Source organism: Janthinobacterium sp. GW821-FHT03C10 (assembly GCF_059420865.1).
This window is the reverse complement of the sequence record NZ_JBWKUN010000013.1, coordinates 1-26,198: the sequence shown is the minus strand read 5'-3', so window position 1 is coordinate 26,198 and position 26,198 is coordinate 1. Positions and strand designations below refer to the sequence as shown.

The following is a 26,198-nucleotide window of genomic DNA, read 5'->3' as shown; positions in this document are numbered from 1 at the left end:
TGATTGCTGCAAGTGATCAACAGTAATAGTGGGGTGGTACGTACTCCATGGGAAAAGCCTGGCTTTTTTGGCAGAACTTGTCGTGTGTGCGAATTCAGACGCGCTGGGGAACGAATGGAGTCGCGCTGCGGCGCAGCTATATTGGCATCTGCTGGCGTGAGAACGCATCGCATCTGCGCTGGAATCGTGCCGCACCGCAGACGTATGTTGGTTGTTCATCTGTGCACTTGGTTCAGTCCGTTCCGATGTTCAATACCATTTACAATCAGAGGAATGACGACGCGGCGTTCTTCATAGGGAGAAATCCTCGCCAGAAGCACTTACCAAATAAATTCGACCTCAATCACAAATTTTCAGCGCCGAAAATCGGCTTGACATTCGAAAAAACTGATCATATTCTGTGACGACTGTCTGGACCCACTTCCAGGGACATCGCGTTCCGAATGTGGCGCTGGCAAGCGTGGTATGCCGTTGCAGTCGTTACCTGTCTATCGAAGCGAAGTTGGTCGGCCGCGCCCTGCGGTCGAGTTGAGTGGTATGTCAGTGAAGAAGTAGGTCGGGCTGCCCCTGCCGGGGGTAACTGCTCGCGCGTGATTTCTCGTCAAGAGACGCTTGTCAAATCGGAGAGGGCCTTGCGGCGCTCCGTCGCTAATTTACGATCCTGGTAGTGTCGATGTATCGCCTGCGGCCGCGAACCGCAGGAGAGTGATTTATCACCTATTCAATCTTCCTGCTGTACGAAGAGCCTATCGCGGTGCCTTGTTGTGACGTTGCCGGAGAAGCTTCGATCAACCTGGTTAGTGCGCAATCACGAAGCGGCCTGGTGGTAGGGCTGATGGGATGACCGTGAGGGAAGAGGGGCAAGGTCCTGGTTCAATTGAGAGTGGCCGGGGCACCTAAATGTCTTTGTGGCGCAAGCGCCGCACTGCTCGCGCAAGACGCGGGGACTAACACAGAAGGAGAAATTCGCTGGTTATTCGCATGAGCATTTTTAAGACACCGCGCCTTCGGGCAAACAGAAAATCCGCCATCGACGCTGAGATAGGGACAGCGCGTTGGAATGTCTAGAGTACATCTCCCTCGTTGGCGCAGCAGGCCGGGCGCCGATGCCAGTTGAAGGCCACACCGGGGGCATGCGCGCCGGACAGTGCAGCATGCCAAATCGACAATCCTGAGTATCGGGAGGGAGAAGTCATGACCCACAACACACAATGGAGGGAGCAGCTCGATGCGGTGCTGGACGCATTTAATGAAAAGCATGCCAGCGCAGGGAAGGGGATTTCGCATAGCACCAGACAGGCGCGCAGCCAGGGCTTGTACCGGATATTCGCGTTACTGCGTAAATTGGGATTCAAGCCAGTACCTGAAAACCTGGCGGAACGGCACGTGCGCGCGTTGATGGCGTATTGGACGGCGCAGCCGTTACCGGCAGATGTGTTGCTCGACATGCCGATGAGCATACCGCGCCGGGCGTATCCCTGCAGCGCGGCCTACATTCAGCAGCAAATGAGCTTTATCCGGGTCTTCGCCAGCTGGATCGGCAAGCCGGGCCTGGTGCGCAGTGCCGAGAGCTATGTGAGCGATCCGGCGCTGGTACGCCGGTCCTATGGGGCGCTGATCGACAAGGGGTGGGAGAGCCATGGCCTTGCCGTCGAAGAGGTCATTGCCGCCGTCGATGCGGTTGACAGCCACGTGGGAGGGCAGCTGGCGATGATGATCGCTTTTGGCCTGCGCCGCAAGGAGGCCGTGATGTTTTGCCCGCGCGCAGCTGAAGTACCGGCGTATGCCTTGCCGGCCCAGCATCCTCGATCCGATCACTATATTAGTTTTTTGCGCATCAAGCGTGGGACGAAGGGTGGCCGGCTGCGCTATGCCGCGGTGCGCACAGCCCAGCAGAGACAAGCGCTGGCGCGCGCACGCTGTCTCGCCCGGCAGGACTGGGGGCATATCGGCCATCCTGGACTGTCCTTGAAACAGTCGCTGGACCTGTTTTCGAATGTGGTGCGTTCAGTGGGGCTGACCAAGAATGACCTGGGCGTTACGCCGCATGGCTTGCGGCACCAGTTTGCCGGTGATCTGTACTTTGATATCACGCAGGTGCAGCCGCCTGTGCGGGGCGGCGAGCTGTTGATCGATCGTGAGGTCATGGCGGACGCCTATCGGCAGGTGGCCGAGCAGCTGGGGCATTGTCGGAGGCAGATCAGCAACGCGTATTTGGGATCGCCGGTGGGCCGGCGCAATGATGAAGTGGATTTAATGGGAGCGGCATCATGAAACGGGGACATTGGCAGCGTTGGTCGTCAGGACATCCGCGTGCGCGGTGGGTCAAGCGCACCGTGGCCGGTGATGGTAAAGAAGAGCGAATCGAGGATGGAAAACCTGGCGGCTCCCGTGCGCCGCGTGCGCCGCGCGAGCGCTATGAAGCCGTTCTGGCCCGTTCACGCGGCGTGAGCGGCATGCTGTTTCGATGTGCGTCGCAGTTGTTCAATGCTGTGCGTCTGCGCCGGCTGCCTGACCATCGCCGGCGTATTGGTCAATCGCGCGCGGTGTTACGGGCGGTGCGGCAGTTCACAGGGGAGGGGTACGCGGCACGGTGCCTGGCTTATTTGCGCAGTGTGGATCCGCTGGTATTTGAAGAGGTAGTGCTCTCGGCCCTGGAAGACGCCGGGCTATTTGTCTTGCGCAACCCGAGGTACTCCGGGGATGGCGGGATTGACGGCAAGGTGTGGTTGCCGGGGCATGGCTGGTGTGCGGTGCAGTCGAAGCGCTATGGCGGCCATGTGAACCATCATCACGTGGCGGCCTTTGGCGAGGCCATTTGCCATCATGGTGTGGGGGCCGGACTATTTCTGCATACCGGGCGCAGCGGTGCTGCCGTGTATCCCCATCTGGCCAGAAGCAACGTGGTGCTAGTCAGCGGAGCTAGTTTGGTACAACTGGTATTGGGGAGGCGCGCGGGGGAGGTGGTATGGAACTGAATGCGGAGAGCCGCCAGTTGTTACGAGCATGCCGGACGGCCGGATCCACCTACACGGTGATCGAGAAGAGCGGGAGCAAGGGTATTGAGGTGGCTGATGCCCGTCTCGCGGCGCAAGCCTATTATGATGCGCCGGTCGAGGGGCGGCCGTTTGTTATCTGCAATTTCAGTCACACATCGTGCGTGATTGCTGACACGCGGCGCGTCTCGCGATGTGGTCGTCTGGAAAAGCATGTGATCGTGACTTGTGACGATGGGGGAGAATTCATGCGCTGTTTTAATCAATTGGTGCATGAGCGCTTTAGACTGCTGCAAACAAGCCAGATTTGAGAATGAACGACGTGCCCGTCAAAGCAGCGGGTTGTTATAGGCAGATAATTTTTTCGGACCCGGATGTATTTCAGCAGGTGAGTCGACCGTTCCAAACTTCTTCGCAGCAGTAACGGGTTGACAGGCATCCGGTTGCCGAAGGGTGACTGCAGCCGATGACTGTGTCCGGATCGCTATCGGTGATCAGCCTGGGAACGCATCGAGCAACCTTGAACTATCGATTTTCGGTGAACTTTCGTCCTGGTGCGGCTTGAATTCGTCAATAACTACTGCAAAAATAAGAGTGCTTTCTGTGAGAATCGCTCTCACATTGCTCCTGCCGCATCCATCGCGGATGTCTGGCAGGATCTTGCCACTCACGTGGTGAGCGTTGCGGTCGTCACCCGTCATTCAGTCGTCGAGTAGGATTTCGACACGTTGCTTCGGCAACCGATCTTTGCCTGGTCACTTGCCAGGCTGATTTGCGCAAGCAGAGGATCGTTTGCGTCAAGGAAGTACAGTTCACTGGATACTTCTCAGGTTAGGCCCCTGTTCTTAGGAATGGTGGGCCTTCTTTCGCTTGCCTATCGGTTTTTAACGATAGCCAGGCATATCTTCTCGTGTGCGGGGCATCGCGGTCCCCGTGCGGGGCCATGGTGCCTTCTTTTTTTGGAGAGCAATCATGTCCCAACGACAATTTCTACAGGATCAGCCATACCCGCTTTGCATTTTGCTCGGCGGCACCGGGTTACGTGAGGTGTGCGGGGAGGTGCATGTCGCGTGTGCACTGCTCCGGTCAAGCTCAGGCGACTCTCGGATATCGCACGCTTCGGCACGCGGGCAGATGCCAACTCAGTTTCATCTTGGCAGTATGTTTCCGTACCTGAGGTCAGGCATAGGATCGTTGTTCACCTGTGTTGTTCACATCGCGACGAAGCGCTGGTTGCGGCGAACCCAGCTGATGCGGCGCCTTGCCCGGAGTGATTCACATTCCAGACAAGGCGCTTGCTGAGGAGGCCAATATGGGAACCAGGGTATTTGGAAGGGGCGTCGAGCCTGGCGGAATGGAACTCGACAATGAGTACTTTGAGGCGGAGTGTCCGGCATGTTCGCATGAACGGGCCAGGTATCACAGCTGGGAAAGCGCCGAGTCTGGCTCGATCAATCAGCACTGGAGCATTAATTGCCCCGCATGCGGTTATTCGTTGCCAGATGAGGGGGAGTGCTAAATAGATTGTCTCGCTTGCTTTTTATTGGGGCGAGGCGTGTGTAGATGAGGGAACACCAGCATCCGATGGGATGCCGGCGTTCCCTTTTGTTTTTGGTGGAGGACATCATGCAAAACGGTGGAGAGGTAAGGACCGGAAAGCGGCGGCGCTCCTTGGTCGAGGTTGAAGAAGAACGGGTTTGGGCGAGCCTTTATCGGCACGCGGCGGATCCGATGATTGCCGCCGAGTTGGTGGCGCATCTGGAAAAGAGCAGTGAATTGCGCTTTCAGCATAGTGGCCTGTACCTGCGCTGCAAACATGTGCTGCGAAGGGAAAAAGCGCGTCAGGTGCGCCTTCGAAGGATGGGAGCGGGGATCCGTTGGGTCATGCATATGGCGATCGGTGCTCCTCTTGGCTTTGCTACAAGGCTGTGCAGGTCGACAGGAACGATCTTCCTGGCCTGTCTGCCGGAACGCGAGGAAAAGGCTGGCGCTCAGCTACGCAGCTTGACCACTGGGGATGCCAATCCGGTGGATTCGGGCCAGGGGGTATCTCCGTCAGAAATTGCTCACCCCTTGCGTGACAACGCAGCGGCTGACGCTGGGCAACAGGCCAATATCGGCGCATCTCAACGTTCGGCAAAGCGAGCTGGGGGAGGGGGGCGTTAATTCACGATCGCATTTGGGAGCGCTGCGATGAGGTCGCCCTTCAAGGATAAGCATTGTTGCTGATGATGTGATCTCTGGGAGCCGCCTGATGCCTGGGCGGATTCCCAGCAAGCCAGCTATCGGTGAAGTATTGAGCAGGCCGACATGCGGCACGATGCCACCGTCTCGTCGATAAGCTTATGCAGTAGCCGCGTCTCGTCAGCCCGTCCCTGTAAATGCTGTTTGCATTGCTCGACGTAGGCGTCGAGATCGGCGAGCCTTCTGATACCGACAGGTTCGAAGCCGGTGATGTAGCGCAGACGCTCGACGTCTCTCGACGTCAGGCGGATATGTACGCCAAGTTGCAACATATTTTCTCCGATTGCAGCCCTCATCAGATCCGTCATCCAGCACAGATCGTTTTCCGTATATGTGTTGCTCAGGATAGTCATCCATCGAGCAGATTTCAAGTTGCCAGCCTGTACAAGGCTGGCCTCGTCCAGGCTCGTGCCATGTGCCGGCATCGATTGCCCAGGGCGTTTCAATCCCCTCAAGCATGGAGGTCATCATGAAACATCAATTTTCACCTTGGAAGAGGAGTGGGACACCATGCGCCAGCGCAGCTGGAGAGGTCGATCCGCTCATCGAGCAGTTAGAGGCGCTGCCTCCCGGTACGCGGGTTGTAACCCGGGACGGCGCGCAGTTTATTCGAACAAACAGGACGTGCATTTGCTTTTGCGACCTGACGACAGGGCATCTGTGTTCAGCAAAGGATCTTTGCTATGTACATGGAGGTTCCACTGGCGGTGAGATCGGGCATTTGCACTGAGGAGTATTGTCATGAACGAAGTCATCAACATAACCATTGGTTTGATTTATCACGAGTACCGCCGTGCGCTTGACATCCGTTACGACGAAAGGCGGCGACACGACTTGATGAGCGTGATGTTGTATCGCGCCGAGGAGATGGGATATGACGACTACAAGCGGGGCAATGAGCAGGTGCCGCGCTTGTTTAACCAGGAAGTCGGACTGCGGGACGCCTGGTTGATGGGTTTTGCGCAGGCAGCGATCAGCGACAGTGTGGAGCAGTTGAGGGAGTTGCAAAGGAGGCGTCAATATGATCCTGCCGAAGAGGCAGAACGTCACGGAGGCGATGATGGACGATACTGATGAGGTGCACGGAATGGCCGTGGTGCGGCAATACATGGAAGCAACTGACCGGTGGCACCCGGGTAGCCTTGATCCAGTGTATCTGGAAGCATTTCAGGCCGCACTACACTTGGGCTACGAGGATTTCTTTGACGGACGAGAGGAAATGCCGCTGGTGTTCCTGTTCAATGAGTCGCTACAGAAATTGTGGCTGGAAGGAATCCGTCTGGCCAGGACGGCGGCCGACATGCGGTTATGCCGTGCGCACGGTGGATGGAAATGCGATTGTGCCAATACCGTGGACGGTATGTGCTGGAGGTCCCGTTTGCGTCAATTGAAAGTGAGCGAGCGGAAAAGTAGGGTGGCGCGCCTTGTCTCATGGTTTGCGTATGCGCCTTGAGTGGCCATGCTGACAATGGTGAGTCATTGATACAATGTACCTGCAGCGCTGGGGGCACGCAGACGTATTGGGGATGATGAGCGGTAGGTCGCTCATCGTCCCTGATCGTCCAGACTCGCCTTCATGCAGGACGCGATGTCCAGAGACGAAGAAGTGCACCATTAACGCAAGGTTTGGAGCGCCCTTGCATCCCTGATATCAATAATGCCGTCGTGGTTGATATCCCTGCGATCGCCGGGAATAGCGGCCCGCAATCCCCGATACTGTGTCACCAATGCCATGTCGGCACCGTCAATGCTGCCATCGTTATTGAGATCGCCATTTTTACTAGGCAAAAATTGCCAGCGGGAATAGGTGTCGCTGGTTCCTATCGACGTGAGCCGCGCGCTATTGCCTCCCCCTACCACGACGAGCGAGATCGCCCGGTACGGCCCATCAACGGCAAGGAATTTCTCGGAGCGAATGTTGACGACAACCGTGTTGACGCCAGCTGCAAGCGAGCGCGAAGCATTGAAGAGGGCGATATCTTCTCCATGTTGTCCCACAACCTTGAAGGAGATCTGATAAAAGCCGGGAGAACTCACTTGTATCGGGAAGGCGACGTCGAACGACGCAATGTAGCCTTGCTCAATGACTGGTGTCATGGTTAGCTGCTGTTGCAGGACAATTGGTTCCGTACACAGATCTTCCAGCGTGACATTGAACATCCCGGCATCGCGCTTGCGAAAACCCAGGGTCAATTCGGATGCGCCGACCCGCAGGCTTTCAATCAGCGCGACGCTGTACGGGCCGTCGCTGGCCAGCGTTTGTCGAATCGTCTTGGCATCGAACAACGCCGTGACGCTGGCGGCGCCCAGTGGGAGCAGTCTGGATTTACGGATGTCCATGGTTTTGCCGTTCGGCGCGCGTAGCCGTATTAAGGTGGCATACGTGGCCGCTTCCAGCACATTGAAATTTTGCAATACTTGCAGTCCGCTGACGCAGTTGCCAGCACTACGCACGACGTTAAAGGCACTGCTGCCCGCGCTGAGCAGTGGATTGATGACGCGAACCTGCGAAACTGCCGTACGCTGTATCGGCCCTTCCGGTGTCTGGATTTCAACTGAACCAAGAATATCGTAGGTACCGGCAGTGGCAAAGGTATAGTCGATGGTGTAGACCCCATCGTCGGCGAGCCCGTCAGGCTGCTGTCCATTGTCGTGCGCGGCAATGGCTTGGCCCGGCGTGCCCTGGCCAACACTGATCGAGGAGAGCAGACCGCGGATTGGTGTGCCGTTATCGAGTACGATCATGCCAATAGCGACATCCTCGCCGGCCAGCAAGGTCGTACGTTCGATTGCGATGCCGACTTGGTAGCGCGAGCGGGCGCGCACCGTTGCCATGGCCACGGTTCTGTTGTGCGCGGCCGGGAATGTCAGGCGTAGAATCCAGGTGCCGTTTGACGGGGCGGGAAGTTCGGAGAGGGTGAAGACGCCACCGGGCAAGGGCGGTGTGAGTTGGCTGCCAGGATGGTACGTGAGGCGGGGATCATTGGGAACCAGTACGGCGGCGCCGGTGGGGGCGATCAGACTCATTCTGGCACCGTTGACAGGCACGATGACATCGAGCGCCAGACCATCCGCGCCCTGTACGACAAATGGCAAATCGAGCGCAGTCATGCCGGGAACGATATCGCCACTTACGCTGGTGGGCAGATTGAGTGCGACCGGGACATTCTGGGCATACGACAGTGATATGCTTGCGGCAAGCAGGAACGATACCCCCCATAGGTGCCAGGTACCTGTCCCGCATCGCATTGCATGCACCAACGCTTGTATGATCGTCTTCATTGCAGCTCCAGGTTATTTAAGCGGGATGGTGAGGTCTAGAATGCGCTCGATGTTCGCGCCGCTCTTGACGGTGGAATGGTTGGCGCCCACGTTGATCACCGGCGTGCCGTAGCCGGGATTGGCGGAATCTTCCGTGACGACAATGTCATTGAGCTGTGGTGCCGGAGCGACGACCGCGACATAGGTCAGTACGGTTCTGGTACCCCAGTATTTGCCAGGGATGGTGGATAACGTCATGTGCGCAGAGGTAAAGTCACGCAGTACTTGCCAGGTGCGGATCGCTGCATAGTGCACCTGCTCATAGGGAAATAATGGCGTCGACTCATTGAATGTCAACAGATTGTCATGATTGAGGTCAGCGTCGGCGCCAATGGTGTAGGTGTTGGGGATATTGTCGCGCTGGCCGGTACTCAGTGCGGCGGTCGCGGCATACGTCGTCAAGTCGGACAAGCCTGGAAACTGAGGTCCCTTGCCAAAGGTCCAGGTATCGACGTATTGTGCAACGTAGCCATCCGGATCCGCGCCACTATTGCGTTTCTCATCTGCAGCGGTCTTCTGAACGACGGATAGATCGGCCGCGACGCTTCCTAAATGCGGAGTGGATAACGTCGACAACGAAACGAGGGTAAATTCCGGTCCAAGTGCCTGCAGCGCTTGTGTATCCAGTCCTCCTTTGCTGTGGGCGATCACATGGACCTTATCTGCCTTCAATGGTGCCAGAAAGGTGGTGATGAGATTGTTCAGTTCGATAGCGTTGGCCGCGGCGGAGCCATTGCCTGCCGCGCCGGCGCCAAGTGAGAAGCGCGTAAAGAGCACGCCGCGCTCATTGAGTGCTCGGAGCACACCAGCTGCACTGGCTTCATCCCACGTGGTCAGATTGGCGTTGATACCGTGTTGCAGGATATACGGGGGCGTGGCTTCGAATTCGATCGATACCCAGTCGACCGCCATGCACCAGTATTCTCCTCCACCGGCGTTCGCGGTATCGATATCGATCTGCAGCGTGTTGTTTTGCCCAAATCTGATCTCCTCGATCGGGACAAAGATCGTGTCGTCCGTCCAGGTATTATTAAATCCGGCCAGTACTTTTTTAAATCGTGCATTGAACGACACGCGGTCAACCTCCGGTGCGATACCGCCTCCGGGAGCGGCCTGGTCATCAATGTCGTACACGGGAAAGCGTATGATTGCCTGGGCCGAGACCACGCCGTTGGCAACCAATCGGGACGGGTCGCGCAAGGTGCCATCGGCGTTCAATTCCCGATCGTTGATCAGCTTGGGCACTGGAATGGTGATGCGCAGTGGTCCCGCTCCCCGAAAGGTGCAGCCGGTATCAAGTCCTGGACCGCTATTGACGACATAGGTACCCAGTGTTTCCGTTGGCGGTGGGAATGGCGAGCTGTTCTGAGCGAGCGCGGAAGGGCCGGAAAGCCCGAGCGACAAACTCAGTACTAACATGGTCAGGTTGGATCGCATTGCTGTCTCCGTTGAAGTAGATCGCTCAGTTGAAGAACCTGGCCTGGGTGAGCACGAGACCATCGCCGGCAGGGACAGCGATACCAGTGAGCCGCTTACCGACATGGGAAGAGGATAAGGAAGTCGTACTTGTCATCCACACTAATTTTCCACTGTTCAGGCGTACCTGGAGCCGCTGGCCTTGGATGGCCGTGATGACGCCATCGATGGCTTCCTGGTTGACCGGTGTCGTTTGTTGTTGCGTTGTACTGGTGCTGGTGCTGGTGCTGGTGCTGGTCTGCGCCTGTGCGGGCATGGCGAGCGAAGTGAGCAGAGCGATGCTGATCCCGCCTGCCCGCAGGATGGCCACACGGCGGCGCCTCATTGTTATCAGGAGGGCAATCATCCCAGCCATGCAGAGGGCAAAACTGGATGGTGCTGGAACCGCCGTGGGACCGATCGCTATCCCAATGCTGCTGTTATCGAAGGCAATGGGCAGCCCGCCGGCACCGCTGTCGGTAAACAGCAGCGCCGGATCGGCAAGATTGACGCCGATGAAAGTGCCTGGGCTGCTTGCCAGCGTCTCGAAGGTCAGGGTTACAAAGCGAAAAATATCGTTCTGGCGGGCGTCAAGTACCCCGGCACTGTTACCAGAAATGCCGAACAGGTCAATGACACCGCCGGATATTGCGGTTTGGCCAATAAAGCCGAAGCTCCCGGCTTCACTGAATGCGAGCTGGTTGGTGCCACTGGCGGGATCGAAGAAGCTGGCATTGAGCAAGCGCACGGTGAGCGGATCGAAGACGATATCCAAGTCAAAGCCACTCAATGAGTCATTGGGGGCACTGGAGAGGCCTCGTACGTCGAACAGCACGTTGAACGATTGTCCGACGCTGACATGGGAGCTGGTAGTTGATACATTGATGACTGCAGCTGGCGCGGGGATGAGGATACCCGCAGACAATGCCAGGAGCAGCAGGCCATGCCCGATGTGGCGTGACAGGATGTGCAAACTTTTCACAGATACCTCGTCCGAGAAGTGGAAAGGAGACGACAACGCATGACATCGTCTGGCAACAGCAGAACTCAGCAATTTGCGTGCCGCCCGAGTTTTCCTCGACTAATCAACGGTTTATATAGTTGTGAGACGAATAAAACGCCGAGCTGTAAAATTTCCCGACGTATTCTGGTGCAGTGAAGTCGAGCGGGCGTGAGAGTTGACGGCGATTGGCCGTAGGCGTTGCACAAGAATTGCCTGCCGGTGAGATGCCGTCTTTCTTGAAAATGAAACCACGCTGGCAGGCTGGTTGCCGGGCGGTGTGATGGTGCCTGATGTGCAAGCAACAGGCTAGATGAGATCGATGGTGGCGTCAGCCAATGCGGCCAGCTCTGGCGTGTGTGAGATAAAAAACTCTTGTTGATAGCCACCCAGTTGTATGACCTGGCGCTTCATCGCAAGGAACATGCGTTTATGTTCGGTATCAAAGGCGCCATCTGCTTCGTCCGAAAAGAGCGTTTCGCTGCGCCGGTTGTTTGACTGGGCCAGATACAAGGCCATGGCGCGCGTGAGGCATTCGTTGATCCAGACGCGTTCGCCTCCGCTCATCTTGGACGCGCTCTTGGCGAAGCCGGTGTTGGCGTCGTGCACGATGACGTCAAATCCTTCCCTGGATTGCCCTTTGCCCGACTCCAGCAGCGTGCGAATGGATACCGTAAAGCGCGGCCCGTAGCACGCCATCAATAAATCGTTCGTGAGCATCGACAGGGCGGGGCCCGCGTCGTCAATGGCCAAAGCGATGACCCCATCGTTCCCCATGCATGTGGCGAACAGAGACCAGGTTGCTGTCTGCTCTTCAATATGAGCGATGCGGGCATCCAGCAATGCTAGCGTTTGACGTTGAGCCAGTAACTGGCGTTGAATCTCAGTCAGGCGGTGCTGGCGCCCGATCGCTTCGTGCAGTTGTGTTTCGCACTCTGCCAGCCTACCCGTGCGATGAACGATTTCCTGATCGGCCTGCGCGAGTCGAATCGGATTGAACGGCAAAGGCAGAGCGGAGAGTTGCTGTTCAATACGCTCACGTTCTATGCGAATACCCTGTGCGATCTGAGCGCGCTCAGCTGCAATGGCTGCCAGATCCTTGTCGATGCGTGCTTTTTCCTGTTTTTCGGTATCCGTTTCATGGTCGACGGCCTGCGCGAGCAGGTGAATCCGGCGGATCACATCGTCGATGCTGTCCCGTGCCTGCTCGATCTCGCTGGCGCGCGCAGCGACTTGCTGATTGGCTGAGCGTCTTTCCCGAGTTCTATCCAGGCGGTGTAGTGCGCGCGCCAAGCGCTTTGCCGTGTCCGGCATTGCTGCGATTTGCTTGTCCAGTTGCGACAGCACCTCGGTTTGCTGGCGCCGGGCGTGTTCCAACCGGCGCAGGGACCGCTCGTACTGTGGAATGATGGGGCGGACTGAGCGGGCGTGTTCGAGAAGCCGGCATTGTCCTTGTAGCGCGGTTCCCGCGCAGGGAACGAGGGCGGTGAGCGAGAGACGCTGGTGCAATGCTCGGGTTTGACATACCACCTCACCGATTTCCCTGTTGATTGCATCGATATTTTGCATGGCGAGTGCACGCTGGGAGGCTGCTTCCATATGCCGATCATGCAACTGACGGCAGGTTGCGGCATGATTGCTGCGGTATTCCTGCAGGCGTGTCAGGATCGGCAGCCTGTGAACGGCGCGGGTCACGCGTCGGTGATCGGCGTTGAGCAACCGCAGGTTCGCATGCCGGCTGACTGCAGCTTGATATTCCTGCGCATGCTCGTGCCGCCGCTGCAAGATCTGTTGGATTATGGCCTGGCCTGCAGCGATGAGGTCGTGTTCTCGTTCGTCGATTTGCTGATTGCGTGTTTGCACCCGATCGCGCAGGTCCTGCAGTGTTTGGTTGAGCTGCTGGCGCTGGTTCACGTAGGTCGCAGCGACGGCTTGTTCCGCCTTGAGTGTTGCCAGGAAGTTTTTGGCTTCATCCAGCTCTGCCAATGCTGCCTTCCTACGGCGTTGTAGGGTGTCAAGCACGTCGTCAGGCATGCTCAATTGCTGTGATACCTCGAGATTGTCGTTGATCTGTTGTAGTAGTAGGCGCCGCTCCTGCTGCAATCCGGAAAGCCCGCAGCGCAGCAGTTTCGCTGTCTCCGCAGCCTGTAGACCCTTGGTACGCACGCGCTCCAGTCCAAGCAGGTCACTCAATAGTACTTTGATTTCCGCGTTGCGGTAATGGGCCAGTTGGCGCCTGTTTTGTGCTGAAAATGCCGTAGTAAAAAAAGTGGTAGCTGGTCCGATGATATCCTCGATGCAGCGTTGGTAGGATTCCATCCGGCCATCGGACACGGTGCCGTCCGGCAGTTGCACGGGCTGCCATGCGCCGGCGCGGAGCTGATGCAGGTAGGCCTCGCTCCGGCGTTTGCCGTTGAGTCGAATGATGATCTGTGTACGGTATCTCTGTTCCCCCATTTCCCAGAGGAGTTCCTTGCGGTTGGCCGGCAAATACACCTCGTCATAGTAGGAAAAGCTACCAAGGCCGTCAGCACCTGCCTTGGATGGCATCGTCGCATAGGGCGTCATATTGTCTAACACAGTGGTTTTTCCTCGTCCGTTCGGGCCGACGATGGCCACTAGCTGGGCGCCGGCCGTGAGGCGCTCGAAATTGAGCGTCAATGTTTCTCTGTTCATCCCGTCGCGAATGCCGATGAAGCCCGTCAAGGTGAGGGAAAGGGGGCGCATGATGATCTCTCCTGGTCAAAGTGTCTTCTGATCTTGAGTATGAAGCGGGGGATGCGCACCTCAAGGCTGCTCAACCCCGCTTCGCGAAGCATTGCATCGGTTTGTCCAAGCGTCGCCAGCAACTGTTCCTGGTGACAGCGCAGCCATCGCAATGTCGGCGGGTGAGTGGATAGCTAGCTGGGCCAGGCACGCCAATAGGGGAGCTGCTGGCGTATCGACCTGCTGTGCCCACGCATGCACTTGCTCTTCAAGTTGATGGCAGCGTGCTATTCCCTCCGCTCTGGCACGGGTGATCGGGATCACGCGGCCTTCGAGCTTGATGCCTGCCGCGCCACGAAACAGTGCCGTGATCGCTTCTCGGTCGATGGTGGCGCGCTCCTCCTCAAGGCACTGCCAGCGTATACGCACCCAGGCGCCTTCGATGGGGTGGTTAGCGACGTATTGGTGCAGTGCATCCATCTCCGGTGGCCCGGCAAACGCCAGCTCCAGCATGCGGCGAACCGGCGTTGCGACGAGTTCGCAGCTAGCGCTGTCCGCGGTGACTTCCCACATCAGGAAACCCTTATTGCCTTGTTCGCCGTAATGCAAGCGTCCAATGGAGCCGGGGTAGGCGATCACCTGTCCGTTGTGGTCCCACGCTTGATGCAGGTGAATATGCCCCAGCATGAACGCATTGGCCTGTGCCTGAAACAGCGCGCCTGCGGTAAATTCATGGTCCATTCCCGCCATCGGCACCCCATGTTCTGCCATGCAGCCAATCACGGTACCGTGGGAGAGTGCGATCGTGGGTATGCCCCGCTGGCGCGCCAGCAGATTGCCTGGCGCGTAACCGGCCAGGAGGTCGGTCAGATAGTGTCCCATGGCCTGTCCGGCTTGTTCCGCACCGACACTGGCGGCCAAATTCGCCTTGTTCATGGTCGGAACGCACGAGCAGAGGAGAGCGCAGTCCGAGTCGCACCAGTCATTGGCATCGAAGCGCGAGTGTGTGGAAGCCGTCCATTCACGCCGGCGGTTGAGAATGACCTGCTGCAGGCGGTTGGCCAGGTGTATGGGATAACGGCCCCCTAGCAGGGAAAATAGATCCAGCGTACCGGGTGGTTCGTGTGAAAACGTCCCCTGCAACATCAGCACCGGGCAATGATCGGCCAAGCGCCGGATCTGGCGCGCGAGCGCCATCAACGCCGGCGAATGGGCATCCAGGGCATGATCGGTGGTGTCGCCGGTAATAACGGCGACTTCCGCCTGTCTTGCGATTGCCTGGTCTACGGCATAGGTGAAGCACCTATCGACCTCGGGCAAGGTCGATACTGCATAGTGCAAATCGGAAAAATGAGCGATGTGCATGACTATTCTCCCTTGGCTGGCGCTGTTGGCACGCGCTGCCTGGATGACGGCGTGTCCGACGCGCGCAGGCGGGCGTTGACCTTGTCACAAAAGCCTTCCGGATCATTCTGATAGCGTTCCAGTTCCGCCAGCACGCGTTGGCGGCCATTTACATTGCGCCTCCAGCCTGATCCCCATTGGCGGTCAGCAAAGAGGCCAAACCGATCCCGGTCTACGCCATAGGCCGCTGCCAGGTCAAACAGGGTGCTGATCGCTTCATCGTCGGTAGATGGGGCGTCCTGCGCAGGTAACGCAGACTGCATGGATTCAGGGGCCGGCTGCTCCTGTATAGATGCTCCGGTCTCCGCAGCCTGTTCCGGCGTTACGACATATCCATCATCGGGACCGCTACACGCTAAGGCCGCGTCTTGTTGTTCGTTTTTGCCCTGCAGGATATGGGCGGCCTGATCAGCCAGGTGCAGAGCGCTTTCATCGTCATGCTGGATCAGGAGGGAAGAGACATCGATTGGTGCTTCCAGTTCGATGATCCAGTGTGCGCTGCGCACGGATTGCCCGGTTTTTGGATCGATATGCGAGACATCGCGCAGCTTTTTACTCAAATAGAAGGGCGTGCGGTGCTGATCGAGGAAACCGGCCAGGCGGCCGCCGCGCATGAAGGAGATGGTTTCAAAGCGCTCGATGGCGCGGCTCATGGCATAAAAACTATTTGTGTGCAGGACGAAAGCATCGATCGAGGCAATGCCCGGAATATAGAAAATGAATTTCCCGGTCAGGTTGCATTGCCGGTTCTGAAATTCCGGACAGTTTTCTGGATCGCAGACGCCATTGTTTTCTGGCCGTAGTTGCACTGGGCGCCCGCCGAAGGTACGCACCACGCGTTGGCTGCGCTCATCAAAACGAACCGGGGCATACATTTTGCAGTAGCGCGTATGGCCATCCGACGCATATTCGCTCCAGTAGCGCTTGTCATTGCGCGCCCAGGCGGCCAGTTCATGTGGCATGACCAATTGCCAGGTGTCGGCCGGGAAAATGACTGGAAAACGATATAGCCGGATGACGCCGTCGCCGCGATTTTCGCCAAACGCCGCCAGAATCTGCGCTGCCAGGGCCGGATTGGGAAAGTCATTCGGACGTACGGTGAACCAGGCCACATTTTTGGGTACCAGCGGTGTCTTGATGTCCGGGAATGCCTCGGCAATCTTTTGTCCGATCTCTTCAAACGAACAGTTTGAGGCCAGCCCTTGCTCGTAGATTGCCTTCGCTTGCGGATTGTTCGCGGCCGCCTTGGTCAGCACTTTGATGCCGGCCCGAATCGTGCCGCCCGTGGGAATGCGGGCCGGCCGTTCGCCAAGGACCGTTGGCGGAGCGCCTTGCGGAAGCGAGCGATTGACGATTTCCTTATCCATGATGGTCTCCTTCACATAAAAATAAGCGATGAACCATCCTCTCATTGGCCGGTAGCGAGTCAACCCCGTGATCCTTGCTCAGACGCTTCGCTACGGAGCGAGCGAACCTAGGTAGTTCGAGCGATGGCAAGATCAGATCGTATTCAAGTGCCGGAGGTGTCTCGATGCGGTGGCTTGTGGCTACTCGTCGACAGCAAGCGTCGCACGGCACCGGTGCGTGTCCCAAGATAAAACGCGATCTCCTCGGGTGTGCAGCAGTCGGCGTGCAGGCGATGCGCGACGGAGCGGCGCGCGTACAGCACACCCAGGCCAGGCAGATTGGCATAGCGGAAGATACGCTGCAGGACATCGTGCAACCCCTTTTCGGCAGCAGCTTTCGTCGATGACGAACTAAACGACTCACCGGTCCGGCTGAGAAACAGGCTACTTTCGCCCTGGAGTCCCCGGTATTCGCTCCGATCGCTGACACCGAATCCAGCAGCCAGGCGCCACGCCAAATAGGCGTCGAGCCAGTACAGGACTGTTGCGTCGCGAAGCAGAAGCGGGCGTGCTATGCCATTCGAAGCGGCACTTGCCGGCAGCCATGAAGGAGAGCGGTGCTGGCCCGCCGCATCGACGTAATCGGCAACGGTCAATCTGGCGATCTCATTCGGACGTGCGCCGGTATGGATAAGCATGAGGAGAAGGGCGATATCGCGCTGTTTGCAGCGGCTATGCCGTGCCGTGTGCAGCACCAGCTGGTCAACGTGTGCCTGGGTAATGATCGGCGGTGAGGTTGTGGCGGCCTGTTTCGCCAGCGGCACGAAGTGTTCCAACGCCTCCAGGTAGTCTTTTGCATGCGCTCGTATCACGTGGGCGGTGGGAGCACTGTCTTCGTCGATGCCGATCACACCTACGACTGACTGTAGATCCCGCGCCAAATCGGTGACGGATTTGGACACCGTCGACTTGGTTACACGGAACCGCGCTGCGATCTCATCATAGGTCTGTCCCTGAAGCATGGCCAGAAGCCAGGTCGATGCGAAAGAAGGGGATCGTGGTTCCATACTTCGGCCTTCGTGGCAACGGTGATTTCCACGATTGTTGCCGGGCCAGTTGCATGGCTCCAGTCGAAATGGCCCCTTTAAACAAGGTGTTTCGATGGTACAAGGAGAAAGAAGACTGCGAAAGCACGAACGAAATGTTTTAGAATAAATTGCACTTGGCATGCGTGCTCAAGTCACATACAGGCGTCATCCAAAATTTGTAGTACTTTCAAGGAGTTCGTATGGATATCTCATCATTATCATTGCCTGAGTTAAAAAAGCTCGAAGCGCAAGCAGTTCAAGAAATCAAGGCCCGACAAAAAGGCGAGCTGGAAAAAGCCCGTACCGAAATGCTGGCGATTGCACAACGGGTCGGTGTGCCGCTGACGCAGTTGATCGCCGGCGTACCAAAAAATGCAGCAAAGGGGGGAAAGAAAGCAGTGGCTGCTCTGTATCGCAACCCTGATAGTCAAGACCAGCAGTGGAGCGGTCGAGGGCGCCAACCTTTGTGGGTCAAGTCTTGGCTGGAGAAGCATCATTCGCTTGAAGGTATACGCATTTAGCTGTTTATCTGGCTACAGGATATGGGTTGGAAGTTAATGAGACTATGATTATGTCGTTAGAGTTTGTCGCCTGTGAGGAGCTAGACATCTAGCGTGTTGCTCACTGAATCCGCTAAAAACCAACTTCAGTATTGCTGGGCACCCTGTTTAAGCTCTGATTTTTCTACCTTACATTGATTGAGTCCTTAAATAATTCAAAAATCACCTAAACAATTGCTGAATTATCTGGATACCTTGTTCAAGAGCGGTGGATTGCTCTCGAATAGGTTGTATGCCTAGTGGCAGATGGCAGATTTGTCGTCGCTCCTCTTCGGACAATCCCCCCCAAACATCAATATTGTGCTCGTCATGCGACGGGCATAACGACAGGGGAAACAGATGGTAGCGATTGTCAGCGGTAACACTCTGGGTTTGTTGGGCGGTTCGTCGGCGACGCTGGGGCAGCAAGGCGCGTTTGGTACCGCCGGTATCGGCAAGAGCCAGGAAAATGGCTACCTGAATGTTTCCAATGGCAACATTGTCATGCAACAGCGGGATGACTTTATCGCGTCGCGCGGTGTCGATTTATCCTTGACACGCACGTATAACGCTCAAGGAGCGATGGGCCAGCACTGGAAATTTGGCCTGAGCCGCGAAATCAGCGCTGTCACGGGTGTGATCAACGGCACTGGCAGCACAGTGGTACGTATTGCCGGAGATGGCAGCGAAGCACTGTATCGCTATGACGAGGCGCGTGGCGTGTATGTGTCGACCGATGGCGCCGGCGCCTTCCATACCCTGGAGTATGACGCAGCAGCGCAGCGCTGGACCTGGAGCGCAGGCGATGGCAAGGTGCGCGAAGTGTACGACGCCGCCCAGCACGGCCGCATCCTATCGTCTGCGGACGAGAACAGTCACCAGCTCAGTTATTTCTACGATGCAGATAGCGGATTGCTCGCGCGCGTAGTGACGGCCAGCGGCGATACGAGCTGGTTCGAGTACAGCAGCGGCGATCTGACGCAGGTGCGCGATGTGCTGGCGAGTGGAGAAACACTGACGCGGGTGCGCTATGGCTATGATGCGCAGCATCGCCTGACCTCGGTGAGCACCGACCTGACGCCGGACGATAATAGCATTGCGGATGGCGATGCCACGGTCACCATGTATGCTTATGACGGCGACAGCGAACGCATCGCCAGCGTGACGCAGACCGATGGCACGGCGCTGGCGTTCACCTATCAGCAGTACGGCAATGACTGGCGCGTGACCTCGGTGACCGACGGCCAGGGCCAGCGCACGCAGCTGGCATACGACCTTGTCAATAATGCCACACGCGTGACCGATGCGCTCGGTACCGTCAGCGTGTATGCCTACGATGCGCAAGGCCAGCTCACTGGCGTGACCACACCGGCTGCGCAGCATACCTATGTCTATGACGAGCAGGGCAATGTAATCCGTAGCGCGGACGCGCGCGGCAACACATTGGAAATGCAATACGACGCCAATGGGAACCAGATTCTGCAGCGCGATGCGCTGGGCAACACCATCACGCGGACCTATGACCCGGTGCGCAACCTGTTGCTGACGGAAACGACGTCCCAGATTGCCGATCCAAATGGCGCCGTACCAGACCAAGCGCAGACTGTGCACTATGTCTATGACGCGGTAGGGCGCCTGCGCTTCCAGATATCCCCACAAGGGCGGGTGGCGGAGTACCGTTATAACGCCAATGGCGAACGTGCCGTCAGCATTCAGTATGCGGGCAATGGCTACGACATCGGCACACTTTCTGCAACGGCGGTGCCGGGCGAGGCGCAGCTGGCCGCCTGGGTAGACGGCATTGCGGACAAATCGGCCACACTGCGCGAGGAGTATGCATACGATGTGCGGGGCCTGCTGATTCGCGCCACAAGTTATGGCGCGGTTGATGCTGCCGGGTTGGGTGTTCCCTCCACGCAGACGCAGCAGCGCTATGTGTATGACCAAAGTGGCCGCATGCTGCAAAGCATGGACGGCACTGGCCAGGTCACCCGTTACACCTACGATGTCAATGGGCGTCTGCTCTCGAGCATGGACCCGCAAGGAAACGTTACCTTGACGAGTTACGATGCAGACGGGCGGCAAGTTGTGGCGGGCTCGACGAGCGCGGCACTAATGACCTCGGTGTATGACCGTACGGGAGCCGTGTTATCTGTCATGCGCAGTAACGCAGCAGGCCAGGAACTGGATCAAATTGACTATTCCTATGATGCAGACAGCCGTTTGCAGCAGACGATTAGTCCATCCCAGCATCGGTCTGTCATTTATGATCCAAGTGGCCGCGTTGCCTGGCGTATAGCTGAAGCTGGCGTGGTGATTCAGATCCAATATGAAGGCAATGTTGTCAAGCAGACAGCTTACGCAAATCGTCTGACGTCCGATGCGCTGGCGGCATTGGTGGCGTTGCCTGATTCGCTGCCTTCGCCCCAGGCCGATGCCTTGCGTGATGTGGTGAGTTATCAGCTGCTCGATGAAGCCGGGAATGTGATCTATAGCATCGGTGCTGGTGGCAAAGTGATCGAACAACGCTATGACGAGCGTGGCAATGTCCTAGTGCGCACTGTGTACGCCCATCCGGTGGACCTTGGCCAGCCGCTGTCCTTGGCTGAAGTAGCGCAGCAGTTGCAGGCACGGCAAGATGCGGCAGCCGATATCCGAACGGTCAATCGTTATGACGCGGCGGGTCACCTTGCTTACACTGCCGACGTGGATGGCTTCGTGACGCAGTATCTGTATGACCAATGGGGAAATCTGGCAAAGCAGATTGCGTATGCCAGTCCTTTGGTAGGCTCGGCATGGAACCCTGGCGATCTGTTAGCTGTGACAGTAGGGGCCGGCGACAGGATACGTAGCTTTGTATTTAACGATGCCAGTCAAAAAGTGTATGCGATCGATGTGGTCGGTACGGTTACCCAATATTGGTACGATGGCGCAGGGAATGTGGTACGCAGTGCGCTCTACGCAAACCAGCTGGCATCGCTCGTCAATCGCAGCACCATCTATGAGCTGGCCCAAGTCGCATCTCAATTGCGTCCGGATCCCCTGCGTGACATTGTCAGCATGACTGTCGTTGACTCAGGAAAAAGATTGTCATACAGCATAGACGTGATGGGCTACGTGACGCGTCTTGCCAAAGATGCCGATGGTCACGTGATTCAGTCGGTGCGCTATGCGTTGCCATTGCGTGCATTTAATTCAGCGATGACGTGGACGGTGGCGCAGATCGAGGCCGCGTTGCAGCCGGATTCTGCTATCGATACCGTGGAGACGAATACCTACGATGCGTTCGGCAATGTCGTGAAAGTAACCGATGGCGCAGGCAAGTCCAGGTATAACTATTTTGATCAGCAGCAGCGGCTTGTACTTGAGGTAAGCGCGCAGGGAAGTGCGACTGGTATTACATATACCGGCAATCAAACACAGGTGGTGAGAAATCAAATCGCCGTTACCCTTTTATCGTCGGCAACAGTCGGTGCATTACCTGAGTTCGTTGCGACAGGCAACGCGGTGACAAGCAGAACCGCTTATGACCGTGCTGGTCGCCTGGTGGAAATGTTTAGCGGCAATATCTCCACCAGGAAATACGAGTACGACGGGTTTGGCGACCGCGTACGGATGATTGATTCCTTGGGGCGGTTCACCGACGCGACGTATGATGCTCGGGGCTTGCAATTTAGCATGACCTACCCGCGCACCGGACTCGATGCCACTGGCGTCCTGCGTCCCGTTGTCAACCGGCTGACCTATGACTTTGCGGGTAGGCTGACGCAACAGATTACGTCAGTGGGCCTGAAGGCACAAGAGAGCCGGGAGTATGAGTATGACCTGGCTGGAAAAGTAACGCTGCAGACTTTTGTCAGCAGCAGTACCCGCGTCGTCACGGATGCACTGGGGCGTGTCGTGGCGTTGACTGATGTACAAGGCGTTGTGACGCTGACCACCTATGCGGCCGATGGCGGCAAGACGATATCGAAGGAAATCAGCGGAGAGATCACGCTGTCCGAATACGATGCACGCGGGCGGTTGCTGCGCGAAACTCTGCCGAAGACCGGGGTAGATGCGTCTGGCGCATTGCATCCGGTGGTCAATACGTATAGCTACGACGCCGCCGGCAGGATGACGCAAAAGGTGCTGGCCCTTGGCCTGGTCGCGCAAGAGCGTACTGATTATGCCTATGACGAAGCAGGCAAGTTGCAGCACCGCATTTATACATTGCATGGTAGCCGGACTATCTACGATGGAGTGGACCGGCCAGTTTCTGAGACCGATGCCCAGGGCAATGTCACGCTGACCAGCTATGGGGTAGATGGTGGCAAGATCGTGTCAAAACAGGTCGACGGCAAGACGACTATCTATGAATACGATCAATCCGGTCAGCTGGTTCAGCCGGCAATTCCGGACGATACATCGGCACTGCGCGTGTATGATGCGCGCGGCTTGCTGATCCGCGAGACATTGCTGGAAACCGGGGCGGATGCGTCTGGCGCCTTGCATCGGGTAGTTAATACGTACAGCTATGATACTGCCGGCAGATTGACGCAGAAGATTGAAGCCGTTGGCCTGGTCACACAAGAGAGCAACGATTATGTGTACGGCCAGGATGGAAAACTCCAGCAACGCACTTATGTTGGTAATGGCAGGCGCGAAATTTTCGATGGACTCGACCGGCGTGTATCGTATGCCGATGCGCAAGGCAATGTCATACTGGCCACCTACGCGGCGGACGGCAGCCGTACAGAGGCGCGGCAGTTCAATGGCAAGTCTAGCACCTATGACTACGATAAAGCTGACCGCCTGACGCGATTGGTCGACCCGGACGGCGTGGTGAAAACATACGAGTATGACGTGCGCGGCTTGATGATTTGCGAAACGTCGTCGGAAACCGGAAAGGATGCAGCGGGCGTATCGCATCCGATAATCAATACGATTAGCTATGATGCCGCAGGCAGAATGACGCAGCAGATCATGGCCGTTGGACTGGTAGCGCAGGCAACCGTCGATTTTGTATACGACCAGAATGGAAAGCTGCAGCAACGCACGTATGCTGTCAATGGTAGCAAGACTGTTTACGATGGACAGAACCGGCCGGTCTCCGAGGTCGATGCTCAGGGTAATGTCACGCAGACAAGCTATGGGGTAGATGGTGGCAAGATCGTGTCAAAACAGGTCGACGGCAAGACGACTATCTATGAATACGATCAATCCGGTCAGTTGGTTCAGCCGGCAATTCCGGACGATACATCGGCACTGCGCGTGTATGATGCACGCGGCTTGCTGATCCGCGAGACATTGCTGGAAACCGGGGCGGATGCGTCTGGCGCATTGCATCGGGTAGTTAATACGTACAGCTATGATACTGCCGGCAGATTGACGCAGAAGATTGAAGCCGTTGGCCTGGTCACACAGGAGAGCAACGATTATGTGTACGGCCAGGATGGAAAACTCCAGCAACGCACTTATGTTGGTAATGGACGGCGCGATATTTTCGATGGACTGGACCGGCGTGTATCGCATACCGATGCGCAAGGCAATGTCATACTGGCTACCTACGCGGCGGACGGCAGCCGTACAGAGGCGCGGGACATTCATGGCCAGTCTAGCACCTATGAGTACGATAAAGCTGACCGCCTGACGCGATTGGTCGACCCGGTCGGCGTGGTGAAAACGTACGAGTATGACGCGCGCGGCTTGATGATCCGCGAAACGTCGTCGGAAACCGGAAAGGACGCAGCGGGCGTATCACATCCAGTGATCAATACGATTAGCTATGATGCCGCAGGCAGAATGACGCAGCAGATCATGGCCGTTGGACTGGTAGCGCAGGCAACCGTCGATTTTGTATACGACCAGAATGGAAAGCTGCAGCAACGCACGTATGCTGTCAATGGTAGCAAGACTGTTTACGATGGACAGAACCGGCCAGTCTCCGAGACCGATGTCCAGGGTCATGTCACGCAGACAAGCTATGGGGTAGATGGTGGCAAGACGGTATCCATGCAGGTCAATGGCAAGACAAGTACCTATGAGTACGACAAGACTGGCCACCTGATCCGATCGACCGACCCGGACGGCGTGTCAATCATGCGCGACTATGATGACCGAGGCTTGCTGATCCGCGAGACGTCGTCGGCGACTGGGAACGATGCAGCGGGTGTATCGCATCCGGTGATCAATACATATAGCTACGACGATGCAGGCAGATTGACGCAGTCGATTCTGGCCGTTGGTCTGGTGGCGCAGGAAACTAATGACTATGTGTACGATCAGGCTGGCAATCTGCAGCAGCGTACGTATGCCGGTAAAGATACGCGCAGCATCTATGATGGACAGAATCGTCCGCTTTCAATGATTGACACGCAGGGCAATGTGACGTCGACGGCCTATGAAGCTGATGGCAGCAAGGTAGTGTCCATCAGATTTCACGGCGAAACAAACTATGAAACATATGCGTATGACAATGCTGGTCGTTTGATTCGCATGACCGGTGTAGATGGTGTCTCGATACTGAACGAATATGATACGCGCGGCCTACTTATCCGTCAAACGTCATCGGCGACCGGGCAAGATGCAGCGGGAATATCGTATCCGGTGATCAATACGTACACCTACGATGCTGCCGGCAAACTGACGCAGTTGATCACGGCCGTTGGCCTGGTGACACAGGGAACCAATGACTACGTATACGACCAGGCTGGAAAGCTGCGGCAACGAACGTATGCCGCGAATGGTACGCGCAGTGTCTTTGATGAACTGGGCCGGCCAGTGTCGCATACCGATGCGCAAGGCAACGTGATGCTGACCACGTATGCGGAGGACGGCAGCAGGACAGAGTCGCGGCAGGTCAATGGCAAGACGACCACCTATGAATACGATAAAACGGGCCACTTGCTGCGCTCGGCCGCATTGGACGGCGTGACGAAAACGTACGAGTATGATGCACGCGGCTTGTTAACCCGTGAGACGTCGTCGGAGACTGGAAAGGATGCGTCTGGCGCACTGCATCCGGTGATCAATACGCTTAGCTACGACGAGGCAGGCAGGATAACGCAGCAGATTCTGGCGTTGGGCCTGGTAGTGCAGGAAAGCAACGACTATGTGTATGGTCAGGGTGGAACGTTGCAACAACGCACTTATTCCGTCAATGGTACGCGCAGCGTCTTCGATGAGCTGAACCGGCTTGTGTCGCATACCGATGCGCAAGGCAACGTGATGCTGACCACTTTTGGTGCGGACGGCTTCAGGACGGAATTTCGGCAGATCAATGGCAAGACGTCCACCTATGAGTACGATAAAACGGGGCATTTGCTGCGCTCGACCAATCCAGATGGCGTGGTGCAAACGGTTGAGTATGATGAGCGTGGCTTGTTGATCCGCGAGACATCCTCGGCGACCGGGCAAGATGCAGCGGGCGTATCGCATCCGGTGATCAATACATATAGCTACGACGATGCAGGCAGATTGAAGCAGTCGATTCTGGCCGTTGGTCTGGTGGCACAGGAAATCAATGACTATGTGTACGACCAAGCAGGCAATCTACAGCAACGTACTTATACCGGTAAGGGTACGCGCAGTATCTATGATGGGCAGAATCGTCCACTCTCGATGATTGACGTGCAAGGTAATGTGACGCTGACTACCTATGCCGCAGATGGTGGCAAGACGGTATCCATGCAGATCAATGGAGAGACATTCACCTATGAGTACGACAAGACTGGCCGCCTGATACGCTCGACCGACCCGAATGGCGTGTCAATCATGCGCGACTATGATGATCGAGGCTTGTTGATCCGCGAAACATCGTCGGCGACTGGGCAAGATGCTGCGGGTGTATCGCATCCGGTGGTCAATACGTACACCTATGATGCCGCCGGTAAACTGACGCAACAGATTATGGCTGTTGGCTTGGTGACGCAGGGGGCCAATGATTACGTGTACGACCAGGCAGGAAAGCTGCAGCAACGCATTTATGCTGGTAACGGTACGCGCAGTGTCTTTGATGGACTGGGCCGGCAAGTGTCGCACACCGATGCGCAAGGCAATGTGATGCTGACCACTTATGCGGAGGACGGCAGCAGGACGGAGTCGCGGCAGGTCAATGG

17 protein-coding genes are annotated in these 26,198 nt (G+C 56.9%); 9 read left to right on the top strand and 8 right to left on the bottom strand.

The features are described from left to right. The first annotated feature begins 47 nt into the window (after positions 1–47). The 5 genes from AC07VH_RS28815 to AC07VH_RS28795 all read left to right on the top strand — a co-directional run bounded on the left by AC07VH_RS28815 (position 48) and on the right by AC07VH_RS28795 (position 5,162). Positions 48–404, top strand: a complete 357-nt coding sequence (locus AC07VH_RS28815) for a hypothetical protein (protein ID WP_494789520.1) — start codon at positions 48–50, stop codon at positions 402–404. Between the two features lie 790 nt (positions 405–1,194). Then, positions 1,195–2,274 (top strand): integrase domain-containing protein, encoded by a 1,080-nt coding sequence (locus AC07VH_RS28810; RefSeq protein ID WP_489627743.1) that lies wholly within the window; start codon positions 1,195–1,197, stop codon positions 2,272–2,274. Beyond that, positions 2,271–2,978, top strand: coding sequence for a restriction endonuclease (locus AC07VH_RS28805; RefSeq protein ID WP_489627742.1), 708 nt, complete (start codon positions 2,271–2,273; stop codon positions 2,976–2,978). Before AC07VH_RS28810 ends, AC07VH_RS28805 begins: the two co-directional genes overlap by 4 nt. After that, on the top strand, positions 2,969–3,307 hold the full coding sequence (locus tag AC07VH_RS28800; RefSeq protein WP_489627741.1) for a hypothetical protein: 339 nt from the start codon (positions 2,969–2,971) through the stop codon (positions 3,305–3,307). Before AC07VH_RS28805 ends, AC07VH_RS28800 begins: the two co-directional genes overlap by 10 nt. Before the next feature lie 1,252 nt (positions 3,308–4,559). Beyond that, positions 4,560–5,162 carry a hypothetical protein gene (locus AC07VH_RS28795; protein ID WP_494789521.1) on the top strand — a complete coding sequence of 201 codons (603 nt, stop codon included), beginning with the start codon at positions 4,560–4,562 and terminating at the stop codon, positions 5,160–5,162. A 116-nt stretch (positions 5,163–5,278) separates the two neighbouring features. On the opposite strand, the gene AC07VH_RS28790 is transcribed toward AC07VH_RS28795, so the two are convergent. Continuing rightward, complete coding sequence (locus AC07VH_RS28790) at positions 5,279–5,665, bottom strand: hypothetical protein (protein WP_489627739.1); 387 nt, start codon at positions 5,663–5,665, stop codon at positions 5,279–5,281. Positions 5,666–5,981: 316 nt separating this feature from the next. Between AC07VH_RS28790 and AC07VH_RS28785 the strand changes: the two genes are divergently transcribed. Both AC07VH_RS28785 and AC07VH_RS28780 read left to right on the top strand, forming a co-directional pair. Beyond that, positions 5,982–6,314, top strand: a complete 333-nt coding sequence (locus tag AC07VH_RS28785) for a hypothetical protein (RefSeq protein WP_489627738.1) — start codon at positions 5,982–5,984, stop codon at positions 6,312–6,314. Further along, positions 6,262–6,693: a hypothetical protein gene (locus AC07VH_RS28780; protein WP_489627737.1), complete on the top strand. Its 432-nt coding sequence runs from the start codon at positions 6,262–6,264 to the stop codon at positions 6,691–6,693. The genes AC07VH_RS28785 and AC07VH_RS28780 overlap by 53 nt, the downstream gene beginning before the upstream one ends. Before the next feature lie 161 nt (positions 6,694–6,854). Here AC07VH_RS28780 and AC07VH_RS28775 read toward each other — a convergent pair whose 3' ends face one another. The 7 genes from AC07VH_RS28775 to AC07VH_RS28745 all read right to left on the bottom strand — a co-directional run bounded on the left by AC07VH_RS28775 (position 6,855) and on the right by AC07VH_RS28745 (position 17,539). Then, positions 6,855–8,522 (bottom strand): choice-of-anchor X domain-containing protein, encoded by a 1,668-nt coding sequence (locus tag AC07VH_RS28775; RefSeq protein ID WP_494789522.1) that lies wholly within the window; start codon positions 8,520–8,522, stop codon positions 6,855–6,857. Between the two features lie 12 nt (positions 8,523–8,534). Further along, positions 8,535–9,998: an esterase/lipase family protein gene (locus tag AC07VH_RS28770; RefSeq protein ID WP_494789523.1), complete on the bottom strand. Its 1,464-nt coding sequence runs from the start codon at positions 9,996–9,998 to the stop codon at positions 8,535–8,537. Positions 9,999–10,023: 25 nt separating this feature from the next. After that, a complete protein-coding gene (locus AC07VH_RS28765; protein ID WP_489627733.1) occupies positions 10,024–10,998 on the bottom strand; it encodes a hypothetical protein in 975 nt (324 codons plus the stop codon). A 327-nt stretch (positions 10,999–11,325) separates the two neighbouring features. Beyond that, positions 11,326–13,743 carry an AAA family ATPase gene (locus AC07VH_RS28760; protein WP_494789524.1) on the bottom strand — a complete coding sequence of 806 codons (2,418 nt, stop codon included), beginning with the start codon at positions 13,741–13,743 and terminating at the stop codon, positions 11,326–11,328. Between the two features lie 60 nt (positions 13,744–13,803). After that, positions 13,804–15,087 carry a metallophosphoesterase family protein gene (locus AC07VH_RS28755; RefSeq protein ID WP_494789525.1) on the bottom strand — a complete coding sequence of 428 codons (1,284 nt, stop codon included), beginning with the start codon at positions 15,085–15,087 and terminating at the stop codon, positions 13,804–13,806. A gap of 2 nt (positions 15,088–15,089) precedes the next feature. Beyond that, positions 15,090–16,493: a recombination directionality factor gene (locus AC07VH_RS28750; protein ID WP_494789526.1), complete on the bottom strand. Its 1,404-nt coding sequence runs from the start codon at positions 16,491–16,493 to the stop codon at positions 15,090–15,092. A gap of 143 nt (positions 16,494–16,636) precedes the next feature. Further along, positions 16,637–17,539, bottom strand: a complete 903-nt coding sequence (locus tag AC07VH_RS28745) for a site-specific integrase (RefSeq protein WP_494789527.1) — start codon at positions 17,537–17,539, stop codon at positions 16,637–16,639. A 221-nt stretch (positions 17,540–17,760) separates the two neighbouring features. Between AC07VH_RS28745 and AC07VH_RS28740 the strand changes: the two genes are divergently transcribed. After that, the gene (locus AC07VH_RS28740; RefSeq protein WP_494789528.1) at positions 17,761–18,081 is read left to right on the top strand and encodes an H-NS histone family protein; all 321 of its coding nucleotides are present in this window, start codon (positions 17,761–17,763) and stop codon (positions 18,079–18,081) included. Positions 18,082–18,459: 378 nt separating this feature from the next. Beyond that, positions 18,460–26,198 (top strand): hypothetical protein (locus AC07VH_RS28735; RefSeq protein WP_494804043.1); only part of this gene is annotated, 7,739 nt, incomplete at its 3' end.

Bases quoted from the DNA above. Each gene is read 5' to 3' on its own strand.
- AC07VH_RS28815 (WP_494789520.1), top strand. From the start codon at position 48: ATGGGAAAAGCCTGGCTTTTTTGGCAGAACTTGTCGTGTGTGCGAATT.
- AC07VH_RS28810 (WP_489627743.1), top strand. From the start codon at position 1,195: ATGACCCACAACACACAATGGAGGGAGCAGCTCGATGCGGTGCTGGAC.
- AC07VH_RS28805 (WP_489627742.1), top strand. From the start codon at position 2,271: ATGAAACGGGGACATTGGCAGCGTTGGTCGTCAGGACATCCGCGTGCG.
- AC07VH_RS28800 (WP_489627741.1), top strand. From the start codon at position 2,969: ATGGAACTGAATGCGGAGAGCCGCCAGTTGTTACGAGCATGCCGGACG.
- AC07VH_RS28795 (WP_494789521.1), top strand. From the start codon at position 4,560: ATGAGGGAACACCAGCATCCGATGGGATGCCGGCGTTCCCTTTTGTTT.
- AC07VH_RS28790 (WP_489627739.1), bottom strand. From the start codon at position 5,665: ATGCCGGCACATGGCACGAGCCTGGACGAGGCCAGCCTTGTACAGGCT.
- AC07VH_RS28785 (WP_489627738.1), top strand. From the start codon at position 5,982: ATGAACGAAGTCATCAACATAACCATTGGTTTGATTTATCACGAGTAC.
- AC07VH_RS28780 (WP_489627737.1), top strand. From the start codon at position 6,262: ATGATCCTGCCGAAGAGGCAGAACGTCACGGAGGCGATGATGGACGAT.
- AC07VH_RS28775 (WP_494789522.1), bottom strand. From the start codon at position 8,522: ATGAAGACGATCATACAAGCGTTGGTGCATGCAATGCGATGCGGGACA.
- AC07VH_RS28770 (WP_494789523.1), bottom strand. From the start codon at position 9,998: ATGCGATCCAACCTGACCATGTTAGTACTGAGTTTGTCGCTCGGGCTT.
- AC07VH_RS28760 (WP_494789524.1), bottom strand. From the start codon at position 13,743: ATGCGCCCCCTTTCCCTCACCTTGACGGGCTTCATCGGCATTCGCGAC.
- AC07VH_RS28755 (WP_494789525.1), bottom strand. From the start codon at position 15,087: ATGCACATCGCTCATTTTTCCGATTTGCACTATGCAGTATCGACCTTG.
- AC07VH_RS28750 (WP_494789526.1), bottom strand. From the start codon at position 16,493: ATGGATAAGGAAATCGTCAATCGCTCGCTTCCGCAAGGCGCTCCGCCA.
- AC07VH_RS28745 (WP_494789527.1), bottom strand. From the start codon at position 17,539: ATGGAACCACGATCCCCTTCTTTCGCATCGACCTGGCTTCTGGCCATG.
- AC07VH_RS28740 (WP_494789528.1), top strand. From the start codon at position 17,761: ATGGATATCTCATCATTATCATTGCCTGAGTTAAAAAAGCTCGAAGCG.